Genomic DNA, 16,348 nt, shown 5'->3' on the forward strand with positions numbered 1-16,348 from the left:
TGGAACCTGTCAATTAGATTCAGCACGCAGGTTCGCAACTCGCTGAGGCGGCAGGATATCTAGACCAAGACCGAGGCGAAAGTAAGCGAGGCCACAGTCGAGGCCAGCCAGCCAACACGCCCGAACAGTGTTTAGTGAGTTACAGTCAGAATCCGGAAAGATTCCAGCTTGGTGGCTGCAATCCGCTCGCCTTCGGTTTCCACTTCGACCAGCGCCTCGAAATCTGAAGGCGATCCAGAACTCTGCCACGCACTCTCCAGCTCAGCAAGCGGACCAGGCTCAGTGAGGAAACTTACCAGAGCTTCCGGGTGGAAGCCGGCCAACGCTAATTGCCTGGTTCCAGTCTGGCTGGTCCGCTGCAGAATGACGCCATACTGGGCGGAGCGCCCTCCGGCGATGTCGCGTGGGCGATACTCTGGCCGTTCCCCGGGACGGGGTGCGTGGTTCAGGATCACGTCGGTGCTTTCCGCGGCGATCTGGAAATTCGCGCCGCCAACCAGGGCCTTTACGCCAGGGTTGTTCCAGGAAGTGCCGGTCAAAACGGCATTGCGGGCGGGTGGTTCACCGGAGGCAATTGAATCCGTCCCGGCCATCTGGACGTGGATGCCGCGTTTCTCGAGGAACTGAACCAGTTTCACGGCGGCGAAGGTGTCCCGGCCTACGGCGTAGTTGCGGGTGATCCGCGGCGGACCCAGTCGTTTCGCCAGTTCCGCGATCTCGGCCGACTCCAGCATCTGGCGGGCGTCGTTGATCCGCACATCGCGCATCCTGACCGGGCTGCCAGGCCAGGAGATGAAAACGGGCGTGGGCACGTAGAGGGAGGTAGGGTTCCCGCCCTGAAGGAATGCGGACCAGAATCGGGGCAGGACTGGACGCGGCTCTCCTGGGCGTGGCACCAGGATCCCGATGAACAGCCCGGCTGCCGCCGCAGTGAACACAACAGCAGAGGGGATCCAAGGGAAGGGCCGCCGAGGCGAAGGGGAAGGCGCTTCCGGCGCAGGCGCTTCCAGTACGGTCTCTGGTGCAAGGAACTCAACAACGAGCTGGTGCCCACCCAGGGGGACGCTGAGGCGGAGCGGGCAGTGTGTGCCTTCGGACAGATAGTAGTCCTTCAGCCTCTGGCGCAAACGTGCGACAACGACCCGGACTGTGGCATCGACACGCGGGTCAAAAGAGGCTGGACGTCCGAGGGCTTCGGTACCCAAGGTGTATTCGCTGATCGTGCCGTCGCGATGTTCCCAAAGGAAGGTGAGCAGTTGGCGGAGTGACGGGGCCTTCACGAATGCGGCGCTTTGCAGAATACCTGCAAACAGTTCACCGGCGTGGGCTTCGTGCGTGGAAGCACCATTTTGCGACGTGGCCGCCATCGTGGGGGATTGTATTACACGTCTGGAGTGGTCAGCAAGGCGGTGTTGCGCGGGATCACTCTGGCTGTAGCGCTATAGTGCTAGGGAGAGACCATCCGATATGCCTGACCGCCGTTCTTTTCTCCTGTCGCTGCCGGCTGCCGCCGGACTGACCCACATTTTGCGCGCCGCGCCCTCCGCCCCCGCTCCGTTTGGCGTTTTGCCATCGGCCCGGCAGTTGTTGTGGCACGAGATGGAGGTGTACAGCTTCCTGCACTTCACGACGAACACCTTCACCGACAAGGAGTGGGGGTTCGGCGATGAGAGCCCGACGATTTTCAATCCAACCGCCTTCGATGCCGATGCCATTGTTGCGGCGCTGAAGGCAGGCGGCATGAAAGGCGTAATTCTCACCTGCAAGCACCACGACGGATTCTGCCTCTGGCCGACGAAGACGACCGAGCATTCCGTGAAGGCCAGTCACTGGCGTGACGGCAAGGGTGATGTCGTGAAGGAGATTTCGCAGGCGGCGGCAAAGCACGGCCTGAAGTTTGGGGTTTATCTGTCGCCCTGGGACCGGAATACACCGAAGTACGCGTCGCCGGAATACATCGCGATGTACCGGGCTCAGCTGACGGAATTGCTCACGCAGTACGGCCCGATCTACGAGGTCTGGCACGACGGGGCCAATGGCGGCGACGGCTTCTATGGCGGCGCGCGCGAAAAACGGCGCATCGACAAGAAGACCTACTATGACTGGCCGACGACCTGGGCGCTGGTGCGCAAACTCCAACCGAACGCAGTGATCTTCAGCGACGTCGGCCCGGACATCCGGTGGGTGGGCAACGAGAAGGGCTACGCCGCCGAAACAAGCTGGGCTACGTTCGAGCCGGTGGGTGAAGATGGCGGCCCAGCATCGCCAGGCGATGTAAAGACCAAGGATTCGATGGGCGGAACCCGCGGTGGTTCGAAGTGGCTGCCGGCGGAGTGTGATGTGTCGATCCGGCCGGGCTGGTTCTGGCACGAGAAGGAAAACGCGAAGGTCAAGACGTCGCGGGACCTGATGGAGCTCTATTACAAATCAGTGGGTCGCGGCGGGAGCTTCCTGCTGAACATCCCGCCGGACCGTAGGGGCCTGCTGCACGAGACGGACGCAGCATCGATCAAGGGCTTCGGCGACATGCTGCGCGCGACTTTTGCCACGAACCTGGCGGCGAAGGCCAAGGTGACGGCATCGAACGTACGCGGCAAGAGTAAGACGTTCGGGCCGGAGCGACTGCTGGACGGCGACAGGTTCAGCTGCTGGAGCACGGATGACGCAGTGACCACCGCCGAAGTGGTCCTGGACCTGGGCCAGGAAGCCACGTTCAACGTGATCCGTCTCCGGGAGAATCTCAAACTGGGCCAGCGGGTGGAAGGTGTGGCCGTGGATCAATGGAAGAACGGGGCCTGGGTGACGATTGCGGAGGCGGGCAGCGTCGGATCGTGCAGGCTGATCAAAACTGCGGAAAAGGTAATGACCACGAAGGTGCGGTTGAGGGTGACGAAGTCGCCGGTGAGTCCGGCCTTGTCGGAATTCGGACTCTTCCTGGAAGCAGGCGCCTAAGGAAAAACGTCGGCGCGGAGCAGGTCGCTGTTGGAGGGGTCCAGCCGGACGGTCAGCAGCGATTTGCCATCCCGGGAGAGCGAAAACGGGCCGATCCCGATGGGCAGGATCGGTTCGGGGTAGTCGGCAACCAGCCGTGTTGCGTGGGTCTTGAAGTCCAGGAAATAGATGGACTGGAGGCTCGAGTTGTTGGTCCGAACACCCAGGAAATAGATGCCGCCGGGCTCGACAGCCCAGCAACTGGTGCAGTACGGGACGAGACCTTCCAACACCCGGCTGACTTTGCCCGATTGCAGATCACCGGTCCACAACTGCGTATCGGTGGGTTCCCGGACGAAGTAGAGCGCTTTGCCATCAGGGGCGATATCGAGAGACAATCCACGGGTTTGGAGAACGGTCTGGCCTTTGCCCCCGGCGGAGGGGAATTTGACGATGGAATCGTCCAGGCCGGCGTAGATCCATTGACCATCGGGTGAGTAGACGGGATGGACACCGATTCCGCCAAAGGGCCGAACGTGCCAGGCATCGCCGGCCTCGGTGGCAATGTACAAATCCTTCGTCTTGGAGTTATTGAAAACCAACGACTTGCCGTCTGGCGACCAGCGCGCGACGGAGGGCCTCAGCTTGCCTTGGGTCACTTCGACGGCCGAACTACCCCCGGCGAGTGCCACCCAAATCTGCTCATCTCCAGTGCGGTCTGTGCGGAACGCAACGCGGCTGCCATCGGGAGAGTACTGTGGCGACGCATCCTGGCCGGTAGAGGCGATGAGCCGGGTCCAGGTGCGCGGTGCGTTGACGTTCAGCCTCCAGATATTGGGATCGGACTGGACCACTGTATAGATGAGCGAGTGCGTTCTTGGGGAGAAGGTGAATTGGATTGGGAACTCGGCGTAGACCCCGGTAGGTGCAGGGGCATGACCGGGTTCGAAGCGCCAGATGCGGAACTCGCCGCCGCGATTGGAGGCAAAGAAAATGGAGCGGCTGTCGGACGACCAGCCCTGTGCCGAGATCTCGCGGATGTCGGAGGTCAGCTTGCGGGGTTCGCCGCCGGAGGTCGGCACGGCGAAAAGCTCCTGGTAGGTACGGTGGTAGGCGCGGACGAAGGATACGGTGGAACCGTCGGGCGAGAAGCGCGGGTCGATGTCGCCGATAATCAGATCTTCTGGTTTGGTAAGACGCGACTTCTGCCCGGTGCCGACGCTGACCAGGAAGATACCGAGCGGCTGGCTCTGGTTGACGGCGTCGTCCATGGCGATGATATCGCCTCGCGGCGACCAAGCAAGATGAGGATTCGACAGCCCGTAGCGGGTGGCCAGAACTTGCGTCACAACGCGTTCCGGGCCGCCGTTTACCGGCAGAACCACCAGTTCACCAGCCGACTCGCGGAAGCGAAGGCAGGCGATGGAGCGGCCATCGGGCGCCCAGGCCGGGCTCGAATAGGAGCCGGGTGCGTCGCTGAGCAGCCGAGGAGAACCACCGCCGGATTGGATCCAGACCTGAGCCGGTTGACCGACGCCCTGTTCCCAGAGGAACGCAACCGCAGACCCGTCTGGCGAGAAGGCGGGCTGGTACTCTTTACCAGCTAACCGCGTTACCGGAGTGATGTGCGGGGGTGCAGGCGGTGTCTCGGGCCAGAGGAGGATCCCCGCCAAGATGACGACACCGACCAGTGCGGGCCCGAGGGTCCACCAGAGCAGACGCCGATCTTTCGATGGAGCCTGAGGAGCGGGGGGGCCCGGTGCCGATTCAGGTTCCACGGGCGAAGCAGCGCGATGGTCGAACGAGCGCGCCGCCTCTTTCAGGCAGGTAACCGGACCGATAATCCGGTAACCCCGGCCTGGAAACGTCTCGATGTATCCGGCGGCGCCCTTCTCCACATTCAGGGCTTTCCGGACCACCGCTATGTTTTGGGCAAGATTTGCTTCGTCTACAACCCGATCCGGCCAGATGGCGGCTATTAACTCTTCCTTAGTAACTACCTGGGGCGACTGCTCTACCAAAATCAGTAGCGTTTCGGCGGCTTTTCTCGTGAGATGGAGCGGCTCGCCTTCGCGGAGAAGTACCTTCGCCGAGGCGTCGAGGCCGAATGCACCGAACTTATAGATCAGCCGTCTCTCCAACACGTTACCGCTCAAATTCAGGATCTTCTTAGAATCTTCTTAGCTTCGGATCGTTGAACCCACACCGTCAATAGCAGAACCTGATCACGAACAGTAGTGTAGCGCAACCGTTTTGGGCGCGGATTCGACTGATATATCTGTAGGGACGCTCGAAACGAAGTCATCCTCACGTGCGGTTCAGAGGACATTGAATGTACCATTGCCGCCTGGGCCAAGCAGCCCGTCTTCTCGCCTTGGCCGCGTCCGCCAGTCTCGCGCTATCCGCCTCGCCGATTGATCAAATTCGAGCTTCGTTCGCCGCGCCGCCACCGGACAGCAGGATCATGATGCGGTGGTGGTGGTTTGGACCGGCGGTGACGCAGCATGAGTTGCAGCGCGAGCTGGAGGTCATGAAGGCGGGCGGCATTGGCGGCGTCGAGATCCAACCGGTCTATCCCCTGGCCCTGGACGATCCCGAGAAAAAGATCCGCAATCTGCCCTTCCTGTCGGCGGACTTCCTGGATTCGTTGAAATTCGCGGCGGAAACCGGGCGTCGATTGGGCCTGCGGGTCGATTTGACGCTGGGCAGCGGCTGGCCATATGGTGGTCCGCACATTCCTTTGAGCATGGCGGCGGGCCGACTGCGCGTGGAGCGCTCCGCCACGGTTCCGGTGCTGAAAGAAGGCGAATCACTGGTAGCGGCATTCGCCGACCAGAAACTGTACTTTGTAGCCGGGCATACGGGCATGAAGGTAAAGCGGGCGTCAGCCGGCGCGGAAGGTTACGTCCTCGACCACTACAGCCGGGCGGCCCTGGACAAACACCTGCAGGTAGTGGGGGAACCATTATTGAAGGCGTTCGGCGGGCATCCACCGTATGCCATCTTCAATGACAGCCTGGAGGTTTTCGGATCGGACTGGACCACGGACTTTCTGGCGGAGTTCCAGAGGCGGCGCGGCTACGATCTGAAGCCGAAGCTGCCGGCCCTGGTTGGTGAGCTGACGGAGGAGAAGGGCGCCATTCGGAACGACTGGGCCCTGACGCTCACTGAACTGGTGGAAGAAAGGTTTCTCGCGCCGGCCCAGCAGTGGGCCAAAGCTCACGGAACGCTTTTCCGGTCGCAGACCTACGGGACCCCGCCCGTCACGCTGTCTAGCCAGCGACTGGTAGACCTGGCCGATGGCGAGCAGCCCCACTGGCGGCAATTCAGCGCCACGAGATGGGCCGCTTCGGCCAACCACATCCTGGGAAGGCCGGTGACGGCGACAGAAACCTGGACGTGGCTGCACTCGCCCACCTTTGCGGCTACTCCTTTGGATATCAAGGCGGAGGCGGACCGTCATTTCCTGCAGGGCGTGAACCAACTGATCGGCCATGGCTGGCCCTATTCGCCGGAGAGCGCCGGCAAGCCGGGTTGGGGGTTTTACGCCGCCGCCTCGTTTAGCGACAACAACCCGTGGTGGATTGTGATGCCGGACGTAGCCGCATACCTGCAGCGCCTGAGCTGGCTGATGAGGCAAGGCAAGGCGGTCAATGACGTTGCCTTGTATGTGCCGGTGGGCGACACGCGGGCGCGCTTCATGGCAGGTTCGGGCCGGGTTTCTATCGACCGCCAGATGAGTGAAGTGACCGGAACGGAAGTAATTCCCCAGATTCTGGACGCCGGCTTCGGGTTTGACGGCGTTGACGACGGCCTGTTGGAGCAGGCGCTGGCCGACGGCGGCTACCGCATCGTGGTGCTGCCGAACGTGGAACGGATCCCTCTGTCAAGCTACCGCCGGTTGGAACGGTTTGCGGCGGGTGGCGGACTCTTAGTGGCAGTAAGGCGCAAGCCTTCGCTAGGCCCGGGGTTGCTGGATGCGGAGAACGAAGCCAGGCAGATTCGGGAGATCTCGGCCCGGTTGTTCGACGCGCCTGGCGCTCCGGGCCGTTTTGTTGCAGATGACAAGACACTGGGGGCGGCGCTGGCTGCGGCGAGGACTCCGGATGTTGTGTGGGCGCCAGCCAACCCGCAACTGGGCTTCGCGCATCGCAAGCTGAACGACACCAACATTTACTTCGTGGCGAACACGAGCAACCAGAGCTATCAGGGCAAAGTCCGGTTCCGGGTAGAGGGTCTCCAACCTGAGTGGCTGGATCCGCTTTCGGGCAGGCCCGTCGCCCTCGGCGACGAAATCACGCTCCCCCCCTATTCCTCGCTGGTCGCAGTGTTTTCAAAGGGCGCAAAGCCGGCCGTGCCGGCGAAACCGGCGGCTGGCCAGCAGTTGGATTTGAGCACGGGATGGAACGTGAGTTTCGAAGGGCTCGACAAGTCCGTTTCGATGGACCAGTTGAAGTCGTGGACGGAGGACGCGGCGACGCGGAATTTCTCCGGCACAGCGGTATACGAGAAGGCGGTCACGGTTTCGAAAGAGCTGAGCGGCGGCCGCGTGGTGATGGATTTCGGGGCGTCCGCGCCGATTCCGGAGTCACCAAGCGCGAACGGCATGCGGGCCTGGCTGCAGGCGCCGGTGCGGGATGCCGCAGTGGTCTATGTGAATGGACAACGGGCCGGATCGGCATGGGCGCCGCCCTATCGGGTGGATGTAACGGGCCTGTTGAAGGAAGGCCGGAATGAGTTGCGGGTGGTGGTGGCCAATACGGCGATCAACCGCATGGCCCGCGAGGGTGAGCCGGACTACAGGGCAGTCGCGGCCAAGTACGGCGAACGGTTCCAAATGCAGGATATGCGCAACATGAAGCCGGAGCTTTCCGGGCTGCTGGGCCATATCCGCCTGGTGGCGGAATGAGGAGTCTCCCCTCAGTTGTGCCGGCCGCCACGGGTTTGGGTATTCAGGCATCGCGCGCCAGTCAACGCGCGGTGAGTTGGGTTAGTTTCAGCGGGTCAGGATCCCACGGCTGGGAACCGTGGTTGTCCGGGCCGGCGCAGAGAATCAGAAAGGAATGGAAATGAAGAGTCGCATTTTCTCGCTTATTGCGATATTCATCCTGTTGACGGGCCTACCGGCCTGGTCGCAGGATGCCAGAGGCACAATACTCGGCAAGATCACAGATCCGAGCGGCGCCATACTGCCGGGCGCCACTGTGGTTGTGGCCAACCCGGCGATGGGTTACAAGTTGACGCTGACCACGAACTCGGACGGCCTGTACACGGCTCCCCTGCTTTCGCCGGGCGTCTACCAGGTGGAAGTCACCGCGGCGGGCTTCAAGAAGGCCACCCGCAATGCGGTCGAAGTCCGCATCGCGGACCGCCTCGACATCAGCATCGCGCTCGAGATCGGCACGCAGGACCAATCGGTCACCATCACATCGGATCTGCCGCTATTGAACGCGGAGTCCGCATCGACAGGCACGGTTATCGACTCCAAGCGAGTCGCAAATCTTCCGTTGTCTTACGGCAACCCATTCCTTCTGATCGGCCTGACGGCCGGCGTTACGTTCAACGGCAGCGTCCGTCTGGACCGCCCGTTCGAACCTACGCACATCGTCAACTATTCAATGGGTGGAACGCGCGGCAACCTCAACGATCTGACCATTGACGGCGCGCCTTCGACGGCTACCGCCAACGCCAACGAAGTCACGGCATCCTATGTTCCGCCGACGGATATCGTGCAGGAATTCAAGGTGCAGACCGCCACGTTCGACGCCCAGTTCGGCCAGACCCAGGGCGGCGTAACGAACATCAGCATCAAGTCGGGCACGAACGATCTTCACGGCAGCGCAGGGTACTCCTTCTACCGTCCCAGCCTGCTGGCCAACGACTTTTTCAACAACAAGTCCGGCCTGCCCGTGCCAAACTTCAAGTTCAACCGCTGGGGCGGCTCCATCAGCGGCCCGGTTGTGATCCCGAAAATCTACAACGGCCACAACAAGACATTCTTCCTGTGGGGGTATGAAGGTATTACCGATTCGCGCCCCCGGCATGACGACACTACCAACACGGTGCCCACGGCAGCCATGCACGATGGTGATTTCTCGGCTCTGCTTGCCAGCGGCTCCACTTACACGATCTACGACCCTGCAACTCGCGTGAAGCTCTCCAGCGGGCGTTACCAGCAGACGCCATTCGCGGGCAACCTCATTCCAAAGACCCGATTCAGTCCCGTAGGAAAGTCGATCCTCGACTGGTATCCGACAACTCCGAAGTCGGCCGGTGATGCGGTGGGAATCGGCAACTTCCGTGATGCCAGCCTGGCGGAAACCGCCGATTACTACAACAATACCTTCAGGGTTGACCAGAATGTTGGCGACCGCCAGCGCTTCTTCGTGCGCGCCAGCCAGTACCGCCGTGACAGCCTCTACAATGACTACTTCGGCACGGCGTTCACCGGAACCCAGTTCCTCTTCGACTCCAAAGCGGCGATGATCGACCATGTCATCACTCTCTCGCCGACGATGGTGTTGAACACCCGCTACAGCTACAACCGATTCATCCGCGGCTCCGACGGGCCGGCTTCGGGCGAAGGCTTCGACATCTCCAAACTTGGCTTCTCTCCGCAGTATGTCAGCCAGGTTCCGAAGGACATCGCGCGGTTCCCGCGCATCAACCTGACCGGCTACATCAGCAACGGCTTTACGGGCGAACTGCGCCCCGTGAACAACCACACAGCCTCGGCAACCCTCACCAAGTCCGCCGGCAAGCACAACATCCGCACTGGCTTCGAATTCCGCGTGTACCAGGAAGCGGACAAATTCTTCAGCAACGCCCAGACCGGCCAGTTCTCCTTCGACGCCACATGGACCAAGGGCCCGCTGGACAACTCCGCCACGTCACCTGGAAGCATTGGCCAGTCGGTGGCCGCCCTGTTGCTCGGTCTGCCCGGTTCGGGCAGCATCGCCCGGTCAGCCGACTACATCGAAGCCTCCAAGAGTTGGGGCTTCTTCATTCAGGACGACTTCAAGATCAGCCGCAAGCTGACTATGAATATTGGACTTCGCTATGAGTTTGAGACGCCCTTGAAGGAGCGGTATAACCGTAGCACCCTCGGCTTCGATCCCACCTACACCCAGAGCATTTCTGCAGCGGCCCAGGCCAGCTACTCCACGATTTACCCAAGTATCTCTGGCGGCTTCGCTCAACTACCACCCAGCGCCTTCGCACTCAAGGGTGGTATGACCTTCGCCGGTGTCAATGGCAACGACGGGAGTCTGTATAACACGCCGAAAAATGTTTTCCTTCCGCGCATTGGCCTGGCCTACCAACTCGACAGCAAGACAGTGATCAGGTCGGGCTTCGGTATGTTCGGCGGTTTTCTTGGCGAGCGCCGCGGTGATGTGATTCAGAACGGCTTCAGCCAGAACACGAATATGGTTCTGACCAGGGACAGCGGACTTACTTGGGCCACGACATTAGCCAACCCGTTCCCGGACGGCATCAGCGAACCGAAGGGCAACGCCGACGGCTACGCCACTTACCTGGGTCAGGGTTTCTCGTTCTTCAACCAGAATCCGAAACTCCCCATGACCTCGCGCTGGGAACTCAGCGTCCAGCGTGAACTGAAGGGCTTCTCCCTTGAGGCCAGTTATATAGGCAGCAAGACCAACCACGTCGAGCTCTCGACGGTCACCAGCGGCTCGTCCACGACTTTGGGCCGGAACATCAACACGCTGCCTTACCAATACCTGAGCACATCGCGGTTGCGCGATGACACCAACAACAACTATCTGAGCGCCAATATCTCGAACCCTCTGCAAGGGCTGGTGCCCGGCAATACGCAGGGCACCTTCACCAGCGCCCAGATATCCCGGCAGACCCTGCTGTCACCATATCCGGCCTTTGGGTCGAATGCGATCTACACCAGCGACAACGGCGGCTACTCGTGGTACCACAGCATGCAGATCACGGCCCAGAAGCGCTTCTCGAAGGGCTACACGATCATGGGCAGCTATACGTTGTCCAAATGGATGCAGGCCACGAACCTGCTCAATCCCGCGGACGCCCTACCGGTCCGGGAAATCTCGGACGCCGACGCCCCGCACCGCATCAACATCAGCGGCATCTGGGAACTGCCTTTCGGCAAGGGCAAGCCCTGGCTGTCGAATTCCAACGGGTTCATCTCGCGGCTGGTGGGCGGCTGGCAGGCTTCCGGCATCTGGTCGCTGCAGAGCGGCTTCCCGCTGGCCTGGGGCAATTACATCTACTACAACGACCCAGCCAACATCCTGAAGCCGGCCGACCAGCGTACGCCGAACAGCTGGTTCAACGTGGATGGCTTTGAGACGGCCACTGCCAAGCAGTTGCTCGGCAACCAGGTCCGCACCTGGCCGCTGCGGTTCGCGCAACTCCGCCGTCAGCGCCAGAACAACGTGGATCTGGCCCTGATCAAGGACACGCGCATCCGGGAAGGCATGAACTTCCAGTTCCGCGCGGAAGCCCTGAACGCCTTCAATCACCCCTACTTCCCCTCGCCGAATATGACGGTGACCACGGCCCAGAGCGCCGGCGCCACCGGTTTCGGCCAGATCAACGCCTCCACCCAGGACAATTACGCACGGCGCCTGCAGTTGACTGCACGCTTCACGTTCTAGTTCGGGGTATCAACTAAGAAGGGCGGCCTCGCTATCGCAGCGGGGCCGCCCTTCTTCTTTTTACGGGGCCAAAACCGGATCGCCAGGCGAGCCTAGATGCCCATGATCTGATAGCCGGAGTCGACGTACATGATGTTGCCCGTTACGCCGCGGCCTAGATCAGACGCCAGAAAGACCGCCGCATCGGCCACTTCCGCCGGATCCGTCGTGCGCCGCAGCGGGGCAGTCTCCGTTACGTGGTCCAGGATTTTGGAGAAATCCTTGATTCCTCGGGCCGAGGCTGTCTTGATGGGGCCGGCCGAGATCGCATTCACCCGGATGTTGCGCGGGCCCAATTCGCTGGCCAGGTACCGCACACTGGCCTCCAGCGCCGCTTTGGCCACACCCATCACGTTGTAGTTGGTCATGACTCGCTGGCTGCCCAGATAGGAGAGCGTCATGATCGACCCGCCTTCCGTCATTACCGGCGCTACCGCCCGGGAGATGGCCACCAGGGAGTAGCAGGAGACTTCCTGGGCCAGCAGGAAGCCGTCCCGAGACGTTTCGTAGAACGGCCGCGCGAGATCTTCCTTATTGGCAAAGGCGATGGAGTGAACAACGGCATCGAGTTTGATGCCATCCGACTTCAGCATTTCGGTCAGATGCAGAATGTCGTCTTCGCGGGTGACATCGCAGCACAGCAGTTTTTGAGCATCCAGATCGCGGGCCAGCTCTTCCACGACATCCCTCTGCCTTTCCCCCTGGTAAGTGAGGAGGAGCCCGGCGCCTTCCCGGCGGTAGGCGCGCGCGATAGCGTAGGCGATGGACCAGCGGTTGGCCAGACCCAGGACGAGCGTAGTCTTGTCTTTGAGCAACTGAGACATGAATTTCTTATTGTAGCGTGCGGTTTCAGCTCGCCGCGCAGGGCGCCGAAAGTGGCCTCCGGAATATGCATCCAGTGACAAGGCCTGAAACGTAATCGCTTATGGTTGTAGTCTAGAGGACGAGAGGATATTGTTATGCGGCCTCGGTCTCTGTGTCTATTGGTCTTTTTGTGTCTACTCATGCTTCCGGTCCAGGCAGCCACGCAGTGCGCGCTGACCGCGACGCCCTTGCTTGTGGCGTCGGAAGGTTTGACTGAACAGATTGGCGACATTCTGCTCAGTTGTTATGGCGGCGTGCCACTGGGCACGATTAAGGGTTCACTGCAGATTTCCGTGAGCCGCCGAATCTCGAATGCTATCGACGATTCCGGCTATGTGCAGGGTGTTACGTTCGCGCTGCAGACACCCGGTGGGTATACAAACCTGCCGATTACGGTGCGCCCGCTCGACACCTCGATCCTCATCGAGAACTTCCAGTTCAATATGACGGTGCAGGGGACGTTCCTGGTCAAAGTGAGCGGCATCCGGACCGAAGCCGGCGGGACTACGCAGGCCTATGTGCAGTGGCTGACGAACGAGCAGTTGCCGATTCCTTCTCCCATTACCACGGTTGGCACGTCGCAGACGTCGCTCTATGCGACGACGCTGGCGGCCTCGGTTTACGGAACGGGCCCAGCGCTGCCACAGTACATGGACTTCGACAACATGATCGCCAGCGGCGCAGGGATGGCCACCACGCGCGTCACGGAGGGTTTTGGATCGGCATTTGTGCGCAGAGTCACCGCCGACACAACCAACGGGATGCGGGTGCTGATCCGGCTCGCAGGCGTACCCAACGGAGCGAAGATCATCGCACCAGACGCCATTGCAGGCAGTTCGGCAGCGATCCCCACGTCCAGCGGCCAATTCGGCACCAATCCCACAAGCGGTCTGTATAATCCGCTGGCGGGCAACACACTGCTGCTGGTGCGGGTGCGCGGCGCGCAGACGGACGGCAGCGGCGGCTTTGTCGTATGGACGCCCAGCACCGGCCCGCAGACGCTTTTTGGTGTAGGCGAGATCGACTACCAGGGCACGTCACCTTATGTTGTCTACGAAGTCCTGGACGCGAGTTCAACGACCCTGGAATCCGCGCAGATTCCGCTGTGGCTATTCCTGCCCACCGACCAGTTCGTTACGGAAGGTGTGATTACGCAGACTGTCAGCCTGGGACCGGTCTCCACGCTCACCGGTTCGGTGGCCGGCGCGCCGATCCCCCGTTACAGACCCACGGCCGTTACGAACGACTGCCACCTGCTGGGCGACTGCAATGCGAACTATTTCCCCAAGATGGAAATCACGCCCACGAGGACGCCTGAGGAGTTTACTGCCCCCTCCGGTTCGGCCGCCCAATCGGGCTACGTGCTGGTTCACAATATCGGCGGAGGCCTGCTGCAATGGCGCGTGCTGGCCCGCTTTGTCAATGGCGCGGGCTGGCTGGCGATCTCGAATCCCAGCGGCAGTAACAACGCCACGGTGCGTTTCGACGTGCTACCCAAATCGCTGCCAGAAGGTCTCTACGAGGCCGATCTGGTCTTCCAGAATGTGAACCCCTACTCAGGAAGCGTGGAGGAGCAATTCGTCCACGTCAAACTGACAGTGACCGCTCCGCTGCCGGAGCCACCGCCGCCGGCGCCCGCTCCGACGATCAGCAACGTCGTGACGCCGGGATCCCGCTGGGGCATGCCGTTTGCTCCGGGCGGCCTGGTCGTGCTGATTGGCACCAACTTCACAGACCAGACAACTGTCTCGATCCAGGGCCGTCCAGCGTCGATTGTCCTGATTTCGGCGACGGAGCTTACCGCGCAGGTCCCAGTGGACCTCACACCGGGCCCGGCTCCGGTAATTGCCACCAATTCCGGCAGCGCCAGCGCGGCCTATGGAATCGAGATCGTGGCGATCTCGCCAGACCTGCTGTTCATCCTCAACAACGACGATGAAATGAACAGCGTCGACAGACCGGCTGAAACTGGAAAGACACTGCAGCTCTTCATCACCGGCTTGGGGAGCGCAATGCACCCGGTGAAGGTGCGGATTCACGACCGCTGGATGGATGCAACCCCGGAGTCGACGCTCCAGGTGGGCGTGGAGCTCCTCAGAGTCACTATTCCGGCGGATTTGCCCACGATGCAATCGGACACCATGGTCTGTGCGCAGATCTCGGAGAGCGTCGACGGCGTGTGCAGTGTTGCAAAGAACATCTGGTTGAAAGGATCCGGCGAATAATCCTGATCACCGGCGGTACCGGCTATCTCGGGCGTGCCCTCTGCGAAGTACTGGTTGCTCGAGGCGCATCGGTCCGGGCGCTGGTACGGCCAGGTGGTGCGCAGCGCGCAGCGCGGGGCGTGGAGGTATGCCAGGGTGATGCCCTGAACCCGGTGAGCGTGGCGGCCGCCTGCGAAGGCTGCGACACCCTGGTCCATCTGGTGGGCACGCCGCATCCTGCCTCGTGGAAGCAGGCGGAGTTTGAGCGGGTGGATCGAGGATCCCTGTTTGCGAGTGTGGAAGCGGCCCAGTGGAGCGGCATCAGGCACTTTGTCTATGTCAGCGTGGCCCATCCGGCGCCCACCATGCATGGCTACATTGGGATCCGCATGGAATGTGAACGCCGCCTCGGTGAGGCCAGCCTGACAGCCACGATCCTGCGCCCGTGGTACGTGTTGGGCGAGGGCCATCGCTGGCCGCTGGCGCTGGTCCCCTTTTACTGGCTGGCCGAGAGATTTGGACCGACACGCGCCGGGGCTCTCCGACTAGGGCTTGTGACGCATGCGCAGATGCTGAGCGCGCTAGGATGGGCCGTAGAGAACCCGCCCCCGAACAGTGCCGGGAATCCGAGGATCCTGGATGTGGCTGCGATCCGCGCTATTGCTGCGGGGGGCGCTGGGGCATAGGCTGCCGCCCGCCACCCTGGCCATTCTGCCGCGGGCCGTTCTGGTTCCGCTTCTGGAGTTCGCGCATCAGGTTGCCAGGCTGCATGTTCGGCCGGCGGCGCATCAACTCGTGGTATTGATCATTCGTCAATATGGCCCGCAAGCGCAGGCTCATCTGCGAAAAGCTGCGCGTGATGTCGCCACGGGCAGAGATCAGGCGCTCAATCGCTTCATTCCCGCGCCGCTGATCGAAACTGTCTTCGTTGAAGATGTCCTGGAGTTCGACTTCGGCCTTCTCCACCGCGGCACGCTGATCGATCATCTTCGTGCGGTACTCTTTCACGATGTCGCGGATCTGCCGGTTCTGATCCTCGGACAGGTTCAGGTCTTTGGCGACGGGAGAATCCCACCAGGGGTAGAAGCCACGGGGCATCTGCGCCAATAGGGGCAGACCCAGGCAAAGCAACAGCAACATCAACCGCTTCATGGAACTATTGCGCCTCGATCGCGGCCGGCGCCGCATTGCTGTCGAAGAGACCCTGCAGGGGATCGGCCGCGCGGGGCGTCTCCTGATTGACTACACTCGCAATCTCGTTGAAAAACTGGGCGTCCGAGACCGTCGAAGCGGTCTGGACGGGTGGCACCGGCGGTTTCACCTGGTGCATCGCCACACCGGCGAAGATCATCAGCGCGGTTGCCGCGGCTGGGAGCATCCGCCAGAGGAAGGGGCGCCGCGGCTTTTCGATGCGGGCCCAGACGGCCTGGCGTTGCGCGCGCAACCGTTCTTCGAGTGCTTCGTCCGGCACGGGCGCCACGTTCACAACCGAACCCCTGCGCGCCTGCACCGACAACCACAGGGCACCACACTCCCGGCACTCCTCCAGATGGGCGGCCGAGCGGCCCTGCTCCGGATCCAAGCCGTAGAGGCGGCTGATGAGATCACTTTCCGTCCAGTGGGGCGAGTTGTATCTGTCCGAGTTCATTTTCCTCACTCCCA

The 16,348-nt window shown here is 61.6% G+C and carries 10 protein-coding genes; 5 read left to right on the forward strand and 5 right to left on the reverse strand.

Annotation, left to right across the window (positions count from 1 at the left end; genetic code table 11):
* Positions 1-131: 131 nt before the first annotated feature.
* Complete coding sequence (locus tag ACR9Y2_RS36910) at positions 132-1,367, reverse strand: hypothetical protein (protein ID WP_435046928.1); 1,236 nt, start codon at positions 1,365-1,367, stop codon at positions 132-134.
* Between the two features lie 100 nt (positions 1,368-1,467).
* On the opposite strand from ACR9Y2_RS36910, the gene ACR9Y2_RS36915 reads away from it, so the two are divergent.
* Positions 1,468-2,952 carry an alpha-L-fucosidase gene (locus ACR9Y2_RS36915; protein ID WP_435046929.1) on the forward strand — a complete coding sequence of 495 codons (1,485 nt, stop codon included), beginning with the start codon at positions 1,468-1,470 and terminating at the stop codon, positions 2,950-2,952.
* On the opposite strand, the gene ACR9Y2_RS36920 is transcribed toward ACR9Y2_RS36915, so the two are convergent.
* A complete protein-coding gene (locus ACR9Y2_RS36920; protein WP_435046930.1) occupies positions 2,949-5,087 on the reverse strand; it encodes a winged helix-turn-helix domain-containing protein in 2,139 nt (712 codons plus the stop codon). The genes ACR9Y2_RS36915 and ACR9Y2_RS36920 overlap by 4 nt on opposite strands.
* Before the next feature lie 176 nt (positions 5,088-5,263).
* On the opposite strand from ACR9Y2_RS36920, the gene ACR9Y2_RS36925 reads away from it, so the two are divergent.
* Both ACR9Y2_RS36925 and ACR9Y2_RS36930 read left to right on the forward strand, forming a co-directional pair.
* The gene (locus ACR9Y2_RS36925; protein ID WP_435046931.1) at positions 5,264-7,840 is read left to right on the forward strand and encodes a glycosyl hydrolase; all 2,577 of its coding nucleotides are present in this window, start codon (positions 5,264-5,266) and stop codon (positions 7,838-7,840) included.
* A 160-nt stretch (positions 7,841-8,000) separates the two neighbouring features.
* The gene (locus ACR9Y2_RS36930) at positions 8,001-11,579 is read left to right on the forward strand and encodes a carboxypeptidase regulatory-like domain-containing protein (RefSeq protein WP_435046932.1); all 3,579 of its coding nucleotides are present in this window, start codon (positions 8,001-8,003) and stop codon (positions 11,577-11,579) included.
* A gap of 92 nt (positions 11,580-11,671) precedes the next feature.
* Here ACR9Y2_RS36930 and ACR9Y2_RS36935 read toward each other — a convergent pair whose 3' ends face one another.
* The gene (locus tag ACR9Y2_RS36935; protein WP_435046933.1) at positions 11,672-12,442 is read right to left on the reverse strand and encodes an enoyl-ACP reductase FabI; all 771 of its coding nucleotides are present in this window, start codon (positions 12,440-12,442) and stop codon (positions 11,672-11,674) included.
* A 135-nt stretch (positions 12,443-12,577) separates the two neighbouring features.
* On the opposite strand from ACR9Y2_RS36935, the gene ACR9Y2_RS36940 reads away from it, so the two are divergent.
* Together ACR9Y2_RS36940 and ACR9Y2_RS36945 are read left to right on the forward strand one after the other, a co-directional pair.
* The gene (locus ACR9Y2_RS36940) at positions 12,578-14,707 is read left to right on the forward strand and encodes an IPT/TIG domain-containing protein (RefSeq protein WP_435046934.1); all 2,130 of its coding nucleotides are present in this window, start codon (positions 12,578-12,580) and stop codon (positions 14,705-14,707) included.
* Positions 14,662-15,372 carry an SDR family oxidoreductase gene (locus ACR9Y2_RS36945; RefSeq protein WP_435046935.1) on the forward strand — a complete coding sequence of 237 codons (711 nt, stop codon included), beginning with the start codon at positions 14,662-14,664 and terminating at the stop codon, positions 15,370-15,372. The genes ACR9Y2_RS36940 and ACR9Y2_RS36945 overlap by 46 nt, the downstream gene beginning before the upstream one ends.
* Here ACR9Y2_RS36945 and ACR9Y2_RS36950 read toward each other — a convergent pair.
* Both ACR9Y2_RS36950 and ACR9Y2_RS36955 read right to left on the reverse strand, forming a co-directional pair.
* The gene (locus ACR9Y2_RS36950; protein WP_435046936.1) at positions 15,344-15,826 is read right to left on the reverse strand and encodes a Spy/CpxP family protein refolding chaperone; all 483 of its coding nucleotides are present in this window, start codon (positions 15,824-15,826) and stop codon (positions 15,344-15,346) included. The two genes, ACR9Y2_RS36945 and ACR9Y2_RS36950, sit on opposite strands and share 29 nt — an antisense overlap.
* Positions 15,827-15,842: 16 nt before the next feature.
* A complete protein-coding gene (locus tag ACR9Y2_RS36955) occupies positions 15,843-16,334 on the reverse strand; it encodes a hypothetical protein (RefSeq protein ID WP_435046937.1) in 492 nt (163 codons plus the stop codon).
* Positions 16,335-16,348: the final 14 nt, after the last annotated feature.

Source organism: Paludibaculum fermentans, assembly GCF_051172195.1.
GTDB classification, from domain to species: Bacteria; Acidobacteriota; Terriglobia; order Bryobacterales; family Bryobacteraceae; genus Paludibaculum; species Paludibaculum fermentans_A.

Excerpts from the sequence above, each read along its gene's own strand:
- ACR9Y2_RS36940 (WP_435046934.1), top strand. The coding sequence starts at position 12,578 with ATGCGGCCTCGGTCTCTGTGTCTATTGGTCTTTTTGTGTCTACTCATG.
- ACR9Y2_RS36910 (WP_435046928.1), bottom strand. The coding sequence starts at position 1,367 with ATGGCGGCCACGTCGCAAAATGGTGCTTCCACGCACGAAGCCCACGCC.
- ACR9Y2_RS36955 (WP_435046937.1), bottom strand. The coding sequence starts at position 16,334 with ATGAACTCGGACAGATACAACTCGCCCCACTGGACGGAAAGTGATCTC.
- ACR9Y2_RS36925 (WP_435046931.1), top strand. The coding sequence starts at position 5,264 with ATGTACCATTGCCGCCTGGGCCAAGCAGCCCGTCTTCTCGCCTTGGCC.
- ACR9Y2_RS36935 (WP_435046933.1), bottom strand. The coding sequence starts at position 12,442 with ATGTCTCAGTTGCTCAAAGACAAGACTACGCTCGTCCTGGGTCTGGCC.
- ACR9Y2_RS36950 (WP_435046936.1), bottom strand. The coding sequence starts at position 15,826 with ATGTTGCTGTTGCTTTGCCTGGGTCTGCCCCTATTGGCGCAGATGCCC.
- ACR9Y2_RS36930 (WP_435046932.1), top strand. The coding sequence starts at position 8,001 with ATGAAGAGTCGCATTTTCTCGCTTATTGCGATATTCATCCTGTTGACG.
- ACR9Y2_RS36915 (WP_435046929.1), top strand. The coding sequence starts at position 1,468 with ATGCCTGACCGCCGTTCTTTTCTCCTGTCGCTGCCGGCTGCCGCCGGA.